Source organism: Providencia sp. PROV076, from assembly GCF_028483405.1.
In the GTDB taxonomy this organism is placed as follows: Bacteria; Pseudomonadota; Gammaproteobacteria; order Enterobacterales; family Enterobacteriaceae; genus Providencia; species Providencia huaxiensis.
On record NZ_JAMPRR010000007.1, the window covers coordinates 16517 to 33093 of the forward strand.

General features: G+C 39.6%; 16 protein-coding genes and 1 pseudogene. 8 read left to right on the forward strand and 9 right to left on the reverse strand.

Annotated elements, in window-relative coordinates; translation table 11 throughout:
• Positions 1–657 precede the first annotated feature (657 nt).
• The 4 genes and pseudogenes from PSF67_RS06225 to PSF67_RS06240 all read left to right on the forward strand — a co-directional run bounded on the left by PSF67_RS06225 (position 658) and on the right by PSF67_RS06240 (position 4516).
• Positions 658–1188: a fimbrial protein gene (locus PSF67_RS06225; RefSeq protein ID WP_231068880.1), complete on the forward strand. Its 531-nt coding sequence runs from the start codon at positions 658–660 to the stop codon at positions 1186–1188.
• Positions 1189–1318: 130 nt separating this feature from the next.
• Positions 1319–3438: pseudogene (locus tag PSF67_RS06230) on the forward strand (fimbria/pilus outer membrane usher protein); the annotation flags it as partial.
• A 60-nt stretch (positions 3439–3498) separates the two neighbouring features.
• Complete coding sequence (locus PSF67_RS06235) at positions 3499–3756, forward strand: FimD/PapC C-terminal domain-containing protein (RefSeq protein WP_267490869.1); 258 nt, start codon at positions 3499–3501, stop codon at positions 3754–3756.
• 22 nt (positions 3757–3778) lie between these two features.
• A complete protein-coding gene (locus PSF67_RS06240) occupies positions 3779–4516 on the forward strand; it encodes a fimbrial biogenesis chaperone (protein ID WP_168222851.1) in 738 nt (245 codons plus the stop codon).
• 325 nt (positions 4517–4841) lie between these two features.
• Here PSF67_RS06240 and cysM read toward each other — a convergent pair whose 3' ends face one another.
• The 5 genes from cysM to PSF67_RS06265 form a co-directional block, all read right to left on the reverse strand.
• Positions 4842–5726, reverse strand: coding sequence for a cysteine synthase CysM (gene cysM, locus PSF67_RS06245; protein WP_102137565.1), 885 nt, complete (start codon positions 5724–5726; stop codon positions 4842–4844).
• 374 nt (positions 5727–6100) lie between these two features.
• A complete protein-coding gene (gene cysA, locus PSF67_RS06250) occupies positions 6101–7189 on the reverse strand; it encodes a sulfate/thiosulfate ABC transporter ATP-binding protein CysA (RefSeq protein WP_102137564.1) in 1089 nt (362 codons plus the stop codon).
• Positions 7190–7191: 2 nt separating this feature from the next.
• Complete coding sequence (cysW, locus tag PSF67_RS06255; protein ID WP_272676648.1) at positions 7192–8052, reverse strand: sulfate/thiosulfate ABC transporter permease CysW; 861 nt, start codon at positions 8050–8052, stop codon at positions 7192–7194.
• The gene (gene cysT / locus PSF67_RS06260) at positions 8052–8882 is read right to left on the reverse strand and encodes a sulfate/thiosulfate ABC transporter permease CysT (RefSeq protein WP_102137562.1); all 831 of its coding nucleotides are present in this window, start codon (positions 8880–8882) and stop codon (positions 8052–8054) included. The genes cysW and cysT overlap by 1 nt, the downstream gene beginning before the upstream one ends.
• Positions 8882–9904: a sulfate ABC transporter substrate-binding protein gene (locus tag PSF67_RS06265; RefSeq protein ID WP_102137561.1), complete on the reverse strand. Its 1023-nt coding sequence runs from the start codon at positions 9902–9904 to the stop codon at positions 8882–8884. The genes cysT and PSF67_RS06265 overlap by 1 nt, the downstream gene beginning before the upstream one ends.
• A gap of 322 nt (positions 9905–10226) precedes the next feature.
• Here PSF67_RS06265 and PSF67_RS06270 point away from each other — a divergent pair, with 322 nt between their 5' ends.
• Positions 10227–10412, forward strand: coding sequence for a type II toxin-antitoxin system HicA family toxin (locus tag PSF67_RS06270; RefSeq protein WP_094961724.1), 186 nt, complete (start codon positions 10227–10229; stop codon positions 10410–10412).
• 49 nt (positions 10413–10461) lie between these two features.
• Entirely contained in the window at positions 10462–10875 is a 414-nt protein-coding gene (locus tag PSF67_RS06275; RefSeq protein WP_094961723.1) for a type II toxin-antitoxin system HicB family antitoxin, read from the forward strand.
• 65 nt (positions 10876–10940) lie between these two features.
• Here PSF67_RS06275 and PSF67_RS06280 read toward each other — a convergent pair whose 3' ends face one another.
• The 3 genes from PSF67_RS06280 to PSF67_RS06290 all read right to left on the reverse strand — a co-directional run bounded on the left by PSF67_RS06280 (position 10941) and on the right by PSF67_RS06290 (position 13211).
• Positions 10941–11840, reverse strand: a complete 900-nt coding sequence (locus PSF67_RS06280; RefSeq protein ID WP_195697433.1) for a Dyp-type peroxidase — start codon at positions 11838–11840, stop codon at positions 10941–10943.
• Between the two features lie 242 nt (positions 11841–12082).
• Positions 12083–12688, reverse strand: coding sequence for an RpoE-regulated lipoprotein (locus tag PSF67_RS06285; protein ID WP_195697434.1), 606 nt, complete (start codon positions 12686–12688; stop codon positions 12083–12085).
• 91 nt (positions 12689–12779) lie between these two features.
• On the reverse strand, positions 12780–13211 hold the full coding sequence (locus PSF67_RS06290; protein ID WP_004264887.1) for a GNAT family acetyltransferase: 432 nt from the start codon (positions 13209–13211) through the stop codon (positions 12780–12782).
• 136 nt (positions 13212–13347) lie between these two features.
• Between PSF67_RS06290 and hemF the strand changes: the two genes are divergently transcribed.
• Complete coding sequence (hemF, locus tag PSF67_RS06295) at positions 13348–14265, forward strand: oxygen-dependent coproporphyrinogen oxidase (RefSeq protein ID WP_195697435.1); 918 nt, start codon at positions 13348–13350, stop codon at positions 14263–14265.
• A gap of 158 nt (positions 14266–14423) precedes the next feature.
• Positions 14424–15560, forward strand: coding sequence for a M4 family metallopeptidase (locus PSF67_RS06300; protein WP_195697436.1), 1137 nt, complete (start codon positions 14424–14426; stop codon positions 15558–15560).
• A gap of 119 nt (positions 15561–15679) precedes the next feature.
• Here PSF67_RS06300 and rluF read toward each other — a convergent pair whose 3' ends face one another.
• The gene (rluF, locus tag PSF67_RS06305; protein ID WP_102137557.1) at positions 15680–16549 is read right to left on the reverse strand and encodes a 23S rRNA pseudouridine(2604) synthase RluF; all 870 of its coding nucleotides are present in this window, start codon (positions 16547–16549) and stop codon (positions 15680–15682) included.
• Positions 16550–16577 lie beyond the last annotated feature (28 nt).

A 16577-nucleotide genomic window follows, 5' to 3' on the forward strand; every position in this document is an offset into this window, starting at 1 on the left:
CTCTAAATTAGCTAAAGTCTGCTCTATTGGGTAAATCAGTCATTCAAGCTCCGTTTTCTATCAAATTAAGACCATAATATCTTTCTAAGACACAATAAACACTAACCAATTGTTTTATAACAAATTTTAGTTTGTCTACTTTATCGGATAAAAATAAGTGAAAAATAATAGAATATCGCCTTCATTTAAGAAAATTTAAAATAACATTAAAAAACAAATAATTAGATCACTTCCTTTCATGCTAATGAATGATTTAACGTGATAAAATCGTTTCAAACCCATAAACGGATGTAAATAAATATCTCAAAAACTCGATTTTTGATTATTTAAAAAATATTTTATCACCAAAATACTCTGGTGACGCGTTTATTTGTTTTTATTGGCTATGTTGAAACTTAATCCTTTCCATTGCTAATTTATTGGATTAATAAACTACATTTAATACCCTAAAGCGGCCCCGGTAATAATACCAATAAATATCTCAATTTATACTTTCCTTTAATTTCAATACGTTAGATTAATATATTTCGTTACATTCTACCGCGTAAATACATACTTTAGCGGTATCTGATTACTCATTTTATGGATATTATTTGTTTCGTTCTCCACAACAGATAAAATTTTTTAATTAAATGACTTAATATAAGGTAAACAAAAATGAATAAAACTTTAATTGCATTATGCTTAGCGTTAACTACAACTTCTATTTCTGCAATGGCTGCGGATGCAGGTTCAGGTAAAATTACTTTTAAAGGCACAGTAAATAGCGGTGCATGTACAATTTCTCCGACCGATGTAAATAAAGAAGTTCAATTAGGTAGTATTGCCGCAGCTAATTTAAGTTCTGCAGGTAAAAAAGGCCCACTAAATACATTTGAATTAAAATTACAAGATTGCCAATTAGACCCAAGTGCTTCAGGTACGCCATATTCTAAAGTAAAAATTACTTTTAATGGCCAACCTGATACAACTAACGCAACTTTATGGTCAAGCACAGGTAGCGCAAATAACGTTGCAGTTTCATTCTTAGACAATGCAGGTAAAGCCATTAAACCAGGTGATACCTTAGAGCAAACACTGAAAGCGTCTGACACCACAATTATTTTATCTGCTCAAGCAGAAGCAACTGGTGTAGCAACTTCAGGTAGCATCAACTCTATCGCTAACTATGTATTAAGCTACGAATAAGATAGCCATCATACCTAAGAAAAGCTTTACACTGATTAGTGTAAAGCTTTGTATTTCCTCTATCGATTAGCATAAGAGTGCCAACATGTATTTTAACAGAAAAAATATAGGTTATATTATCTCACTCATTATGTGTGGTGGATATACGAACGCTGAAACTTTTAATATCAACGCCCTTAATTTATCTGTAGACGATAATATTGACCTAAGCTATTTTGAAAAAAATAGTTTAAGTGAAGGTTTATATGAGTCGGATATCATTTTAAATGATAAAAAAATCATCCGCGGCGAAAAAATTAAATTTATTAATAATGGTGGAATAATTGAGCCGTGTATTACGGCGCAGTTAATAAAACGTTTCCCATTAAATGAAGAGGCGAAAGAAATATTACTTTCCTCTCAAGAAAACGATTGTATTAATTTACTCTCTCTCGATCAAAACGTGGCTATCGATTTTAATGATAGCGAACAAGTTCTGAGTATTTCGATACCTCAGAAATATATGGAATCGACTTATTCTTCGTGGGTAACCCCTGAAATGCGCGATTACGGTATTGCTGGGTTAATTTTAGATTATACGATTAGCGATAATCATTTAACCCGTAAAAACGAAGAAACACGTAACCAGTTATATGCCTTCGGAAATGTGGGCGCTAACTTCGCGCAATGGCGTTTACGGGCAAATTACCAATATGAAAATAAATTGGTTGGCGAAGATGGACAGAGTAGCAAGAAACGCAACTTAGATTGGGACCAAGTCTACGCTTTTAGGGATATTACCAGCTTATCGGCGAAGTTGTTTGCCGGGGAAATTTTTATTAAATCAGATTTGTTTGATAGCGTGCGTTTCAAAGGCGTGAGCATGTTCACCGATGAAAGCATGATGCCACCAAATCTCAGGGGGTATGCGCCTCAAATTACCGGGGTTGCAGCCTCAAATGCAACGGTGACCTTATCACAAAACGGCCGTATCATCAGCCAAGTGAAAGTGCCGGCGGGTCCTTTTGTGATTAAGGACTTAAGTCAATCCATCATGGGAACCATTGATGTAACCGTAGCAGAGGATAACGGTAAAGAAACGAAATTTCAGTTTACCACAACCAATATTCCGTTTTTAACCCGTAAAGGACAAGCGCGCTACACCTTGAATTTAGGTCAACTATCCCCGAAAAATGGTACCCATGCTAACGACAATTTTATGACTGTCGAAAGCTCTGTTGGGGTGTTTAACAATACCTCTGTTTTGGGGGAATAGTGGCGACAGCAGGAAATAAATATAAAGCCATTAACCTCGGCATTGGTCAAAATATCGGCTTTTTAGGGGCTTTTTCGGTGGATATCACCCAATCTTACGCCGATACCTTACTGGGGCATGAGAAAGGCAAAAGCTACCGTATCAACTATGCCAAAGATTTACCGAGTTTTAATGGGCAGTTGACATTAACCGGGTACCGTTTTGCCGACAGAACCTTTAACTCTTTATCTAATTTTGTTGAGCAAAACTTTGTCGACAGACAAAATATCGATACCAATAAAGATAAACATGTTTTTTCATTGTCTTACGCTCAGCAATTACCTGGGATTAATGCGAGTGCGAATATCACCGCATCCCGTAAAACCTATTGGAATGGTAAGCAAAATAACTATTTCAGTGTGGGGCTAAATAAATTCTTCGATGAAGGTATCATGAAAGGTGGGAACATATCCCTATCTTTAAACCAAGTTCGTGGAGCTAATAATAAAACAGATAACCAAGTTTATTTATCAGTCAGTAAACCGTTAAACTCTGAAAATCATAATGCATCCATATCGTATTTCGCCTCTTATAGTGACAACAACAAGCACTATGCGAATAATGTGAATTACAGTCGTCATATTGATAGCAATACGAACTATAATTTAACTGCATCAACCCAAGATGGGTTATCGGAAGGGATGGTGAGCACATATGTATCACACAGTGCGGATGCTGGCCAAGTGCAAGTCACAGGGTCATTATCGGACTCAATGACGTCGCTGGGTATGACAGTGAGTGGCTCGGTTACCGCGACACAACACGGTATTTCAGCGCACCGTTTAACATATCGTGACCAATCTCGCTTAGTGGTTGATGTGCCAAATGCGAAAGGCGTGATTATTGAAAATGGCAATGCGACGACGAATAGTCGTGGGTTAGCTACTATCAGTAACGTTCCGACCTACTATAATATGGAGTATAAGGTGGATGTGAACAACTTACCAGACACAGTAAACATTGATGATAATGTTTTAGCGTCTACACTCACTGATGGTGCAATCGGTTATGCTAAAATGGATGCGGATATTGGTAAATCGCTGATAACACGAATTAAGCTAGCTAATGGTCAATACCCACCATTAGGCTCAGTGGTGAAAAATAACGTAACGGGTAAAGTTTCAGGCATTATTGCTGAATCTGGCATCGTCTACTTAACCGGGTTGAACATGGGCGATCAGCTTAGCGTCAACTGGGGAGATGCACAAGCATGCACGTTCTTAGCTGACAGCCTCCTGGCTAAAAGTAGCGATTCAATTACTTGTCGTCACTAATGTGATTTCAATGGGTGAAAAAATGACATTATTTAAAAAAGTATTTTCCGTTGTTTTACTATCAAGCGTCATGAGCCAAGCGTATGCCGTCCTTGGGTTAGATAGAACCCGTATTATTTTTAATGAAGCCGATGGCGGAACCAGTGTCGTTGTTGAAAACCAAGATACCGCTTCTTCATTTTTAGCGCAGACATGGATAGAAAACCAGAAAGGTGAAAAGCTGACTAACTCACTAGTGGCGTTACCTTTTTTACAAAAAATCGGCCCTAAACAGAAAAAACAAATCAAAATTGCCTATATGGATGGGCAAAATACCTTACCAACGGATAGGGAGAGTCTTTTATATTTCAATGTATTAGGTATTCCACCGCAAGGTAAAGAAGCGAATGCGGTTCAGTTTACTATCCAATCACGCTTAAAACTGTTTTATCGCCCAAAAGGTATTGACTACAAAGTCTCTGCCGAGAAAGATTTTCAGCGCGATTTAAAAGTCACAAAACAAGGTGGACAGATTACGTTATCGAATCCAACCCCGTTTAATATTGTGATCACCAATATCAATGTTGACCAAAGTAAGGATAAAGATTTTCCTGAAGTGCTTGTCGCCCCATTTAGTGATTCAACCGTGACATTGAAAAACCCAGCATGGAATAGTTTTGAAGTCGCTTATATTGATGACTTTGGTGGCCTGAAATTTAATAAATACCAGTGTGCCGCAGCACAGCCGTGCCAATTACTACCACAGCCGAAAAACAAATGAAAATAACAGAAAACAATCAATAAAAGCACTACAAGTTATATTAGGGATAATGCTTCTAGCCGTTGGTCAAGAACCAATTGAGCAGCTTCAAGCTTGAATCCAGCACTGAACAGTCGTCTTATACGCTTTGCCATAATGGGTGACCAAATTAACTATGCCACTACAGTCAAAGTAACAAAGAGATTAGCTTGAACGAAGAGAAAGCAGCGTCATTTAGGCGCGGTCGGTAATAAGCCCTTATAGGGCTAGAGCAAGCCACCCGCATAGCGGGTGGTTATAATTTGTGGAGATTTTTTATTGAGCACAGACTTGCCATTGAATTATCTCACTCATTAAATACACCTGTTGATAAATAACGGTCTCCTCGGTCGCAAATGACTGCCACAATGACCGCTCCTGGGTTAGCCTTCGCCACTTTTAATGCACCGGCAACCGCCCCACCCGAGCTCACCCCACAAAAGATACCTTCAACTTTAGCTAAAGCTCTCATGGTCTCTTCCGCTTCTTGCTGGTTTATATCCAGCACGCTGTCGACTAACGAGTCATCGAAGATACCGGGCAAATAGCCAGGGGACCAACGACGAATACCGGGGATCTGGCTCTTTTCCGCAGGCTGTAAACCAACAACATGTACATCTGAAGATTGTGATTTTAAATAACGGCTTACCCCTGTGATTGTCCCTGTCGTCCCCATACTGGACACAAAGTGGGTAATGCTACCATTAGTTTGCTGCCATATTTCAGGACCTGTGGTTTTAAAATGGGCCAACGGGTTATCAGGGTTATTAAATTGGTCTAAAACTTTCCCCTCGCCTCTTTGTTCCATTTCCTTAGCCAAATCGCGGGCACCTTCCATACCAACAGCCGTACTCACTAAGATGAGTTCTGCACCATAGGCTTGCATTGAAGCTTGTCGCTCTTTACTCATGTTATCAGGCATGAGTAATTTCAGTTTGTAGCCTTTTACCGCAGCAATCATCGCGAGTGCGATACCTGTATTTCCACTAGTTGCTTCAATTAGCGTATCACCTGGTTTAATTTCACCCCGTAATTGCGCTTCATTAATCATTGAAAATGCCGCGCGATCTTTCACTGAACCTGCGGGGTTATTACCTTCAAGTTTCACCCAAATTTCAGCTTCAATCCCTTGTGTTAAACGCTGAAGTTTTACTAATGGGGTATTACCGATAAATTGTTCCAGAGCCGACACGTTACCATCCTTATAATTTTTATATATAAATAAGAAACAATAGAGATAAGATATTACCCCAATATTGGTACGTGAAAGTTGAAATCTCTTCACATTAATATTAGAAAAATAGATTATCTTAATGACCATTTCTGATATAGCTAATTGATATATTATATTACAATAAGCTTATAGAATTACCAGTTATATTTCACATGAAAATATAATGATTAATTCTATCTTATCAATGAGTTAGATGGATTTTAAACATGAGAGGAATTAGGCTGCATATTTTTATATACAAAGCCTAAATATCAGTAATATATGAAGAAAATAATAGAAAATATAACACTAATAATATATTTATCAGTGTTATAAATTATTGAATTTTATATTCATGCACTTTTAGCTAACTGTGGGAAAATTAATTCCTGATCCCCTTGATAAATCTTCGCCTGTTGGCTGCCTAAAAAGTAACGCTCACCTCGAGTTGGTATCGTTTTAGCAGATTGCCAAATCACTGACAACGGTTCTTTACCCCAACCTAAAGGCTGAACGGTTAATTGCCAAAAATGCCCTCTTGGCCCCGATTCGGTGACCCTAACAGGTAAACGGTGCTGCTCATCCACTTCCGCTTGTAATGAAATATCCCAAGGCCGTAAGAATACATCGACTTCACCTTGCTGAGCACCTGTATGCTTTAGTGGGAACGCATATCCATCGATATTTAATGTGGAACCTTTGATATGGGCAGAGATTTGGTTGATTTCCCCCATAAATTCAAGGACAAAACGTGTCTCTGGACGTTGCCAAATATCGCTCGGTGTACCCACTTGCTCAATATGACCTTGGCTCATCACCACCACTCTGTCCGCCACTTCCATGGCTTCTTCTTGGTCGTGGGTGACAAAAACACTGGTAAATTTTAATTCATCATGTAATTGGCGTAGCCAACGGCGTAACTCAATACGCACTTGTGCGTCGAGCGCACCAAAAGGCTCATCCAATAATAAAATTTGCGGGTCAACCGCGAGAGCCCTTGCTAATGCCACACGCTGTTTTTGCCCCCCTGAAAGTTGTGCGGGGTAACGTGAAGCCAAATGGCCAAGCTGAACCATTTCTAGCAATTTTGTTACTTTATCTTTAATAACTTGAGCTGATGGCCGCTGTTTTCTGGGTAAGACAGTTAAACCAAATGCCACATTATCAAATACTGTCATGTGCCGAAATAGCGCATAGTGTTGAAATACAAAGCCAACATGCCTATCTTTGGCGTGAATTTTACTGACATCATGGCCATGAAAACGTAATAACCCCTGACTTTGCTGTTCAAGCCCTGCAATAATACGCAATAAGGTTGTTTTTCCTGAACCAGAAGGCCCTAATAGGGCAACCATTTCACCCGATGCGATATCCAGTGAAATATCGTTGAGTACTTGGGTTTTACCAAATAACTTACCGATTTTTTCAATTTCAATACTCATGATTAATGGACTCCTGATTCAGATTGCTGTCGACTTAAATGCCACTGCAATGCACTTTTAAGAATTAAGGTGATAATCGCCATGACTGCGAGGATCCCTGCGGCCGTAAACGCCCCTACCGTATTATAATCTTGATGCAATAATTCAACCTGCAACGGTAAGGTGTATGTTTCCCCACGAATAGCCCCTGAAACTACCGAAACCGCACCAAATTCACCGATTGCCCGGGCGTTAGTTAAAACGACCCCATACAGTAGTGCCCAGCGGATATTGGGTAATGTCACACGCCAAAACATCTTCCATCCTGACGCTCCCAGTAACACCGCAGCTTCATCTTCTTGGCTACCTTGGCTTAACATCAAGGGCACGAGCTCACGTACGACAAATGGACACGTCACAAAAATGGTCACTAACGCCATACCTGGCCATGAAAACATGAGCTGGATATCAAAACCTTCAAGCCACCCACCAAACCAGCTGTTCGAGCCATAAAAAAGTAAGTACAGCAAACCCGCAACAACAGGTGAAACCGCAAATGGGATATCCACCAAGGTGAGTAATAATTGGCGGCCTAGAAACTGAAATCGTGTTACTAACCAGGCCATCATGGTGCCAAAGACTAAATTTACTGGAACGGTAATTAAAGCGATTAATACTGTTAAACCAATGGCATGTAACATGTCTGGGTCTGCCAGATTTAATAAAACGGTATCTAACCCTTTTTGAAAAGCCGTAATAAATATCCAAACAATTGGAATGACTAACAGTAAAAATGAAAACAATAAACCTATTGCAATTAGTAGCCATTTTCCCCAGTTAATTTGAGTACGGCTAGCGGTGTGAATTGGTGTAATTTGCGCCATTACTTGCCCCCTAACCGTTTACCAAAGCGGCTTTGTACTAAATTGACACTAAATAGAAGTAACAATGAAACCGCTAAAATAACCGAGGCCACAGCACTGGCTGCCGGGTAGTCAAATTGCTGTAGCTGACTAAAAATCATTAATGAAACAACTTCGGTTTGCCACGCAATATTACCCGCAATAAATATAATGGCACCAAACTCGCCTAAACTCCGTGTAAAGGACAAAACCGTTCCGGCTAATAAGGCCGGTGAAAGCTCTGGCAGTACCACTCGACGAAAGGTTTGCCAACGGCTCGCACCTAGGGTTTGAGCAGCTTCTTCGTACTCAGGGCCGAGCTCTTCCAATACAGGTTGAACTGTACGCACAACAAACGGAATACTAGTAAAAGCCATCGCAACCGCAATTCCCAACCAAGTATTCACGACTTTAATATCAAACTGCTGCAGATATTGCCCATACCAGCCCGAGGTTGCAAACAGGGTTGCCAATGTCAGCCCCGCTACCGCAGTAGGTAAGGCAAAAGGTAAATCCACTAAACCATCTAAGAACAAACGCCCAGGAAAACGATAACGCGTTAGGATCCACGCTAATAGCATGCCAAACACCGCATTAAACAAGCTTGCCACTAGCGCTGACAATAACGTCACTTTATACGCGGCAACCACTTGCGGGTAACTAATGACCGCCCAATATTGCTGCCATGTCATTTCTGATAATTGAATTACCAATGCGCTCATGGGTAATAGCAATATCAAACAGGTATAAAATAGACTGCTACCTAGCGTTAGCCCGAAACCCGGCAAGAAACGCTTTCCTGAACGCTCCATTAACGGCGCCCTTCTGCCATTAATTGGTCAAATTCTCCACCTGTAGCAAAATGAACCTCCATCACTTTTGGCCAGCTCTCAAATTGTGACTCAACGGTAAAGAGCTGAGTTTCAGGAAATTTAGCCTTATTTGCATTCATCACCGCTTTGTCATTCACTCGATAATTATACTGAGTGATGATTTCTTGAGCCTGTGGGCTATAGAGATAATTTAAGTAAGCTTTAGCGACGTCTTCCGTGCCATTTTTCTGTACATTTTTGTCGACCCAAGCGACAGGAAACTCCGCTAAGATATCCACTGGCGGTACAATGACTTCGTAGTCTGACTCGCCATACTGAGAGCGAATATTATTCACCTCTGATTCAAAGCTAATGAGGACGTCACCGAGCCCTCGCTCAATAAATGACGTCGTCGCGCCACGCCCACCGGTATCGAATACCTCTACATTTTTCAAAAACTGTTTCATTTGTTCACGGGTTTTTGCTTTATCATCTTTATTTTCCTGATTAAAAGCGCCCCATGCCGCAAGGTAGGTATAACGGCCATTTCCTGATGTTTTTGGATTTGGGAAGATTAGTTTGACATCTTCGCGGACTAAATCATCCCACGTTTTAATTCCTTTAGGGTTTCCTTTACGAACTAAAAATGCCATCGTTGAATAATAAGGCGAGCTATTATTTGGTAAGCGCGCTTGCCAGTCTGCTGGGATCAAATTCCCTTTCTCATGCAAAATTTGCACGTCAGTGACTTGGTTGTAGGTCACGACATCCGCTTTCAAACCTTGTAAAATAGCTAAGGCCTGCTTAGATGAACCTGCGTGTGATTGCTTAATCGTGAGTTTGTCGTCAGGGTGAGCCTCATTCCATTGCTTTTCAAATGATGGATTCAATGCCACAAATAATTCACGAGCAATATCATAAGAGCTATTAAGTAGTTCAGCGGCAACTAATGGCGAGCTCCCAAGTAATGATACCGTTGCCAAACTCGCTAGTGCTGTTTTTTTCAAAAATGATTTTTTCATTCCACACCTGTTCGTAACTAAACCCAAATGGCTAAGATTAAAACCACTGTATCTGTTTTGGTTATAACTGTGTAGCTATCAATCACCTTTTTATATACCAAATTGGAATAACAAAGAAATGAACGTCATAAGCAGGAAAATTAACTGATTTTTTAATTAGTTAGTGATATGAATGCGTTTCATTTTTAAGTTTAGCGAAGCAAAGACACCTTAAACATTTTCCCCCTCTCTCTTTTTTATACACATAATACACACTTTAAATATTGTAAGCACTCTTCAGAGTGTGTATTATGTGTATATCAGTTAACGAAATGGAGGGATCGTGCAAAGTTCGGAACTGATAAACATACTGCAAAAAAACGGTTGGAAACTTGAAAGAATAAAAGGAAGTCACCATCAGTTTTCCCACCCACATTTTTCAATTGTAATTACTGTTCCGCATCCACAAAAAGATTTAAAGATAGGCACACTAAATCACATTTTGAAGGCTGCGAAACTAAAACATTAAATAAGAAAAGCGTTCACGCATGAGCGCTATCTTTAATGGAGATAACCTAATGCTTTATACCGCCTTTATTGAAATTGATAATGATGGCAGCGCAAGTGGCTGGTTTCCTGATATTGAAGGATGTACATTCGCGGGCAGCAATATAGAAGAGGCTTACGCAGAAGCAAAATCAGCAATTGATGCTCATTTTGAATTATTGAGTGAAAAAGGCTTTGAGATCCCATTATCGAAATCTCAGCAAACGCTATTGAACCCAATACAACCTGAATATGCGCATGGGATATGGTTATTTGTGGATGTCGATATGGATAAATACGATGGCCGTACTGAGCGTATTAATATCACCTTGCCGCATCGTTTATTACATCGTATTGATGCTTTAGTGAAGGTTAATCCTGAATATGGTAGCCGTAGTGGTTTTATTGCTGCTGCAGCTCGTAAAGAATTAAAAAAAACCGATTAATACATTGAAAATAATAGATTATATAAATAATTATCAATCGCCGCATCCCTGCGGCAACTTATTGATCAAAGAGACGTCAATGTCTCAATCGACGGAGCATAGTAATAACTCCCCGAAACGGCTTTCGTCATACGTAGCAAATCATCGTATTTGCCGTCTTTTTCGCCGAACATACTTAATAATTGCTGTTCAATATTGTGTAACCTTGCACAATAAGCGATAAAAAATAAGCCATGTTTGCCGCTTGCTGTACCATATGGCAAGCTGTGACGCATAACTGAAAGCTCTTCGCCCTCTTCTTCTATCACCACGCGTGAGACATGAGAGGTGACATTGCGTGCATCTTCATCTAATTCAACACTATCTTTTTTCGTACGACCAATCATTTTTTCTTGTTCATGTTCCGAAAAACGATCCCATTTTCTCAAATCGTGTTCATAGCGTTGGACTAAAACATAACTTCCGCCTGTATCTTCACCATCTTCGATTAATGTAACTTCTGCAATTTCTTCCCCTTGCGGGTTCTCTGTTCCATCAATAAAACCGCTTAAATCTCTGTCATCTACCCAACGGAAGCCATGAATTTCTTCCACTACAGAGATAGATTTACCAAATGCTTTTAAAGCTGCCTGCGCTAATGAAAAATTAATATCATGGCGCAGTGATTGAATATGAATAAACATATCCCGTTGAGTGGCAGGAGCAAGCCCTTTACCTAGAGTGCGAAATGGTTTCAATTCAGGGGCAGTATTTGCCTTACCGAGCTGTTTCCAGATGTCAGAACCAAACGCGATAACGGCACCAAGGCGATCATCTGGATATTGCGCTTGTAATTTGGTTAAAGCCTCGACAAAGCTTTTACATCCAGACTTAACTTCATCCAGAGATCCCTCTTGCACTTGCGCTTCAATAAAAATACCAAAACGGCTATGTTCTTTCAAAATACCACTTTGAGAATGAGACATACGGTAAACCTCGTAAAATGAATATGTTATATAACCTATTTTTTATATAAGCGATTTTAATATTCTATCTTATCGCTATGATGTTCGCCTTGTTTTAACGCAAGGGAATATAGGTTTCCGGTCTATTATAAGAAAGAAAATTTAAGAAAGGGGAAATTTCTTTGAAAACAAGGAAAAAGAAATTTTAGTGGGAAGATATCGCCAGTATGAATAGACCTGGCGATATCATTAACGAAATGAGGTTATTTATGCCAAATAATTTGTGAGACTTGCCATGTTTTCAGGTCATTATCTGAAGGCATTAAATCTTCTGGTCCTTGCCATTTACCTGTAAAACGGTAAACCACTTTACTTGATTGCGGTGAATTACATTCAATGGTAGGAACGTCATTGACTCGCTCACCTAAGCCGCAAATACCAAATGCTTTTTGATAAATTTCGCTAAATTCAGTACCAATCGTAGGCCCCCATTCGGTTGCGATATCAGGGTCATTCACCGTAATTCGCGATACATAGCCGTGCTCTGGACCAATTATTTCTAATTTTACTTCATCATCATCCATTCCTTGGAAAATTGTGACCACATCCCCATTTTCCATTTGCATACCGCTGCGTAATGTATAGCGGTCATCCAGTTGTTTCTTAATGATATCCGCTTGCATTGGTGTAAAACTAGTCACTTGACCAAGGCCTGAGTCAGAAACCGTCAGTGGGCCACTAAACCAAGTCGACGGTGAAAAAACCTTCACACCCGCACACCCTGATAACAGGGCTGCTCCACAGAGTAGAGAAGCCTTAAACAACGGCGATAATCCATTATTACTATTCAACTTTGCATGTTGGGACATATCATCCTCTTTTATGAGTCGCATAATGCATATTGTGACAATCTATTTATTAAAACATTCCCATGAATAGTTAAATAAATAGTCAATTAACTTAAAAATCCGTTTCGTGAGTTAATTTTTTCGAATAAATTAAACGTTCAGGTTGTTCTTCTTCATACAACATTTTTTCAAACATACAGATAGCCGCATCAGACTCTTCACTCACTAATAGCTCTATTCTTCCGCAGCCTCTGGCGATCAGTTTTTTTTCTAGTCGGCTCACTAGTGCGTTAGCGATACCACGGCCACGGTATTCAGGGTGAACGGCAAGGTAAACAGCAGTACCACGAATGCCATCATATCCTCCCATAATAGTGCCAACGACTTCCCCGGCAACTTCAGCCACTAAAAATAAGTCTGCCCCACACTGTAATTTGCGTTCGATATCGAGCTCAGGATCCCCTGAAAATTCATTGAGAGAACAGCGCTCCCATAGTGTCAGGACATCTTCATAATCACTTTGCCGAAAGACTCGTATTTCCATCTTATTTGCCTGCTTAACCTAATCTTTCTGCCATTATCTCTGCTTTTACGACACAATCAATATTCAATATGCCTTTCTTCGAGCAAAAGGGTATACTTTAACCATTATTTTTTACCTATGGTTCTATTATAAAACAATGAATTACCCAGATATTGATCGTGTAAAAACCTATTTGCAAAGCTTGCAAGAGACCATTTGCAAAAAAATCACTGAGCTAGATGGTAAAGAAACTTTTCTAGAACAAACATGGGAACGCTCTGAAGGTGGTGGAGGTCGCAGCCGGGTACTAACTAAAGGGGCACTATTTGAACAAGCAGGGGTGAATTTCTCTCATATTAAAGGAGAAAAATTACCTGCATCTGCTTCAGCCCATCGCCCTGAACTTGCAGGTCGCAGCTACCAAGCAATGGGCGTCTCTCTCGTTATTCACCCTCTGAATCCTTATATTCCAACAACCCACGCTAATGTCCGTTTCTTTATTGCTGAAAAAGAAGGTTGTGAGCCTGTTTGGTGGTTTGGTGGTGGTTTTGATTTAACCCCTTTCTATGGTTTTCATGAAGATGTTATCCACTGGCACACCGTTGCTCGTGATTTATGTCGTCCTTATGGGCATGATGTTTATCCTAAATATAAAAATTGGTGTGATGAATATTTCTTCCTGAAACATAGAAATGAGCCTCGTGGTGTTGGCGGGCTATTTTATGACGACCTTAACCAAGGCGGGTTTGAGTCTTGTTTTAACTTCACTCAAGCCGTTGGCAATGGCTTTTTAGATGCCTATGTGCCTATTGTTGAAAAACGTCGAGAGTATTCATGGGATGAACGGGAACGTCAATTCCAATTATATCGTCGTGGCCGTTACGTAGAATTCAATTTAGTATGGGATAGAGGTACATTATTTGGCTTACAAAGTGGAGGCCGAACAGAATCAATTTTAATGTCAATGCCTCCGCTTGTTCGCTGGGAATACGACTATCACCCAGAACCGAATAGCCAAGAGGCCGCTCTCTATACTGAATTTTTAATCTTAAATAAAGAGTGGGTTTTGCCATAATTAATAACATTGGTTTACAAATTAAGGTAGAAAGATAACTGTTCTACCTTTCTAACATAAAATAACAATAATTAACTTTAAAGCTTAGATATCAGGTAGTTACAAAATCATCACGACGAATTATGATTCCATTTCACCCAACTGAATGGAGTTATAATATGAATCAATCTTTAGGCCGTTCGTTACTCTCACCTTGTTTATTGGCCAATTTAGTGACTAAAGCAGGTCATAGTGACTTAAAACCAACGCTCACACATATCAATGATATTATGAGCCGAACCTATTCACATGAAGATGCCTTACTTCATCGCAATAATCTTTCATCTTGCCCTATAGATACAGCTGGAAAGCGTTATAACCGCTTTATTCGTGACGCTCAACTCCCCGTTCCATATAAGCACCACTGGCACTCCGACCTACCAATCTGTGAACGTTCAGGACTTTCTCCAGATAGTCATATGCCACATGATGACTATGCTGTCATTATGTGCGAAGACGACACTCAAGCTCCCTCAAGGCCAGCTGGGCAAGTATTTAATTCAATTGGTGTTATTCGTACCTTTTTTAAGGAAAAATTAAATATTGACCAAATTTTTGGCTGTTCTGCTGATATTAATGCGGTTATTCATTATGGAACAAACTACGCTAACGCATTTTGGAATTCTCAAGCTATTTTCTTTGGTGACGGGGATGGAATCGTTTTTGGTCCATTCTATAACGACATTGATATAATCGCTCACGAACTTGCTCATGGTTTCATTAGTTCAAAAGCTAATTTTAGATACTCTTTCCAGTCAGGAGCACTGAATGAGTCCGTCGCAGACGTACTTGGTATTATGGTGAAACAATATTTGAACAATGAAACAGCGGATACATCTAGTTGGTTACTCGGGGAAAATTTATTTATCGACCAAATAAATGCGCCAGCACTACGTTCTATGATGGATCCAGGCGATGCTTATTATCTTTCTGACGATATTAGAGATCCACAAGTTGGCCATATGGCGCAATATCAGGATTTACCTATTTTTATTGATAATGGCGGCGTACATATTAATTCAGGCATTCCAAATAAAGCCTTTTACCTATTAGCCAAGAGCCTTGGTGGTTATACATGGGATATTGCAGGTAAAATTTGGCTTGAAGCCGTATCTGACAAACGCGTGACCTCGAAGGCGACCTTCATCGAATTTGCTGATGCAACGATCCGCGCAGCTAAGAAACTATTTGATGGTAATATCGCACAAAAAACACAACAGAGTTGGTTAGATGTTGGGTTAGAAGTCAATCTGTAATAATTAATATCGCTAGATAGCATTAAACTATTTAAGAACCATTTTCTGAAAAACTAAAGGCCGATATTAAAGAGCATTCGCTAACTCTTTCATTCAGCCTTATTAATCAAACCTGCACGTTAGCGTTTTTTCTTTTTTCTACCTGGTTGTGTAAATTTTTTACGTGTCGGGTTTTCTGTTTTTGCTTTTGGTTTACTTGGCGACGCTTGCTTTGTATTACCTTTACTCGCAGAAGTGGATTTCTGTGGCTTTTTCAATTTTACGTCTGACTCAGATTTTTCCATCATATCAAATAATTCAATTAGTTCATCATCCGTTAAGTCTCGCCACTCACCGACAGGAATGCCAGTCAACTTAACATTCATAATTCGAACCCGTTCAAGTTTTGTGACTTCAAAACCAAAATGCTCACACATACGACGAATTTGACGGTTTAGCCCTTGCACAAGCGTAATTCTAAAAACAAAAGGCGCTTCCTTCTTAACCTTACATTTTTTAGTCATTGTACCGAGGATCGGGACTCCAGCCCCCATTCCACGAATAAAATCATCTGTAACGGGCTTATTGACGGTAACTAAATACTCTTTCTCATGAGAATTTCCAGCCCGCAAAATTTTATTCACCAAATCCCCATGGTTTGTTAGAAAAATTAACCCTTGAGAGTCTTTATCTAAGCGGCCAATTGGAAAAATTCGGGTGCTGTGATTAACATAATCAACAATATTATCTTTTTCACCACTCTCCGTCGTACTAACAATACCGACTGGCTTATTGAGTGCGATTAACACTAAATCTTCTTCATTACGCGGCTCAATTAATTGCCCATTAACTTTTACCACGTCACCAGAAAAAACTTGGTCGCCAATTCCTGCACGCTTACCATTAATAAATACATTACCCTGCTCAATATAACGGTCAGCTTCACGCCTTGAGCAAATACCACTTTCACTAATATATTTGTTTAAACGTGTAGAAGAACGAGTGTCCATAATTTCCCTCAATCTTTAATTCTTACCC

What these genes read in the sequence shown, in the direction of transcription:
- hemF (WP_195697435.1), top strand. Translation starts at nt 13,348, where the DNA reads ATGAATTACCCAGATATTGATCGTGTAAAAACCTATTTGCAAAGCTTG.
- PSF67_RS06285 (WP_195697434.1), bottom strand. Translation starts at nt 12,688, where the DNA reads ATGTCCCAACATGCAAAGTTGAATAGTAATAATGGATTATCGCCGTTG.
- PSF67_RS06240 (WP_168222851.1), top strand. Translation starts at nt 3,779, where the DNA reads ATGACATTATTTAAAAAAGTATTTTCCGTTGTTTTACTATCAAGCGTC.
- PSF67_RS06225 (WP_231068880.1), top strand. Translation starts at nt 658, where the DNA reads ATGAATAAAACTTTAATTGCATTATGCTTAGCGTTAACTACAACTTCT.
- PSF67_RS06275 (WP_094961723.1), top strand. Translation starts at nt 10,462, where the DNA reads ATGCTTTATACCGCCTTTATTGAAATTGATAATGATGGCAGCGCAAGT.
- PSF67_RS06280 (WP_195697433.1), bottom strand. Translation starts at nt 11,840, where the DNA reads ATGTCTCATTCTCAAAGTGGTATTTTGAAAGAACATAGCCGTTTTGGT.
- cysW (WP_272676648.1), bottom strand. Translation starts at nt 8,052, where the DNA reads ATGGCGCAAATTACACCAATTCACACCGCTAGCCGTACTCAAATTAAC.
- PSF67_RS06300 (WP_195697436.1), top strand. Translation starts at nt 14,424, where the DNA reads ATGAATCAATCTTTAGGCCGTTCGTTACTCTCACCTTGTTTATTGGCC.
- PSF67_RS06290 (WP_004264887.1), bottom strand. Translation starts at nt 13,211, where the DNA reads ATGGAAATACGAGTCTTTCGGCAAAGTGATTATGAAGATGTCCTGACA.
- cysT (WP_102137562.1), bottom strand. Translation starts at nt 8,882, where the DNA reads ATGGAGCGTTCAGGAAAGCGTTTCTTGCCGGGTTTCGGGCTAACGCTA.
- cysA (WP_102137564.1), bottom strand. Translation starts at nt 7,189, where the DNA reads ATGAGTATTGAAATTGAAAAAATCGGTAAGTTATTTGGTAAAACCCAA.
- rluF (WP_102137557.1), bottom strand. Translation starts at nt 16,549, where the DNA reads ATGGACACTCGTTCTTCTACACGTTTAAACAAATATATTAGTGAAAGT.
- PSF67_RS06265 (WP_102137561.1), bottom strand. Translation starts at nt 9,904, where the DNA reads ATGAAAAAATCATTTTTGAAAAAAACAGCACTAGCGAGTTTGGCAACG.
- PSF67_RS06235 (WP_267490869.1), top strand. Translation starts at nt 3,499, where the DNA reads ATGGATGCGGATATTGGTAAATCGCTGATAACACGAATTAAGCTAGCT.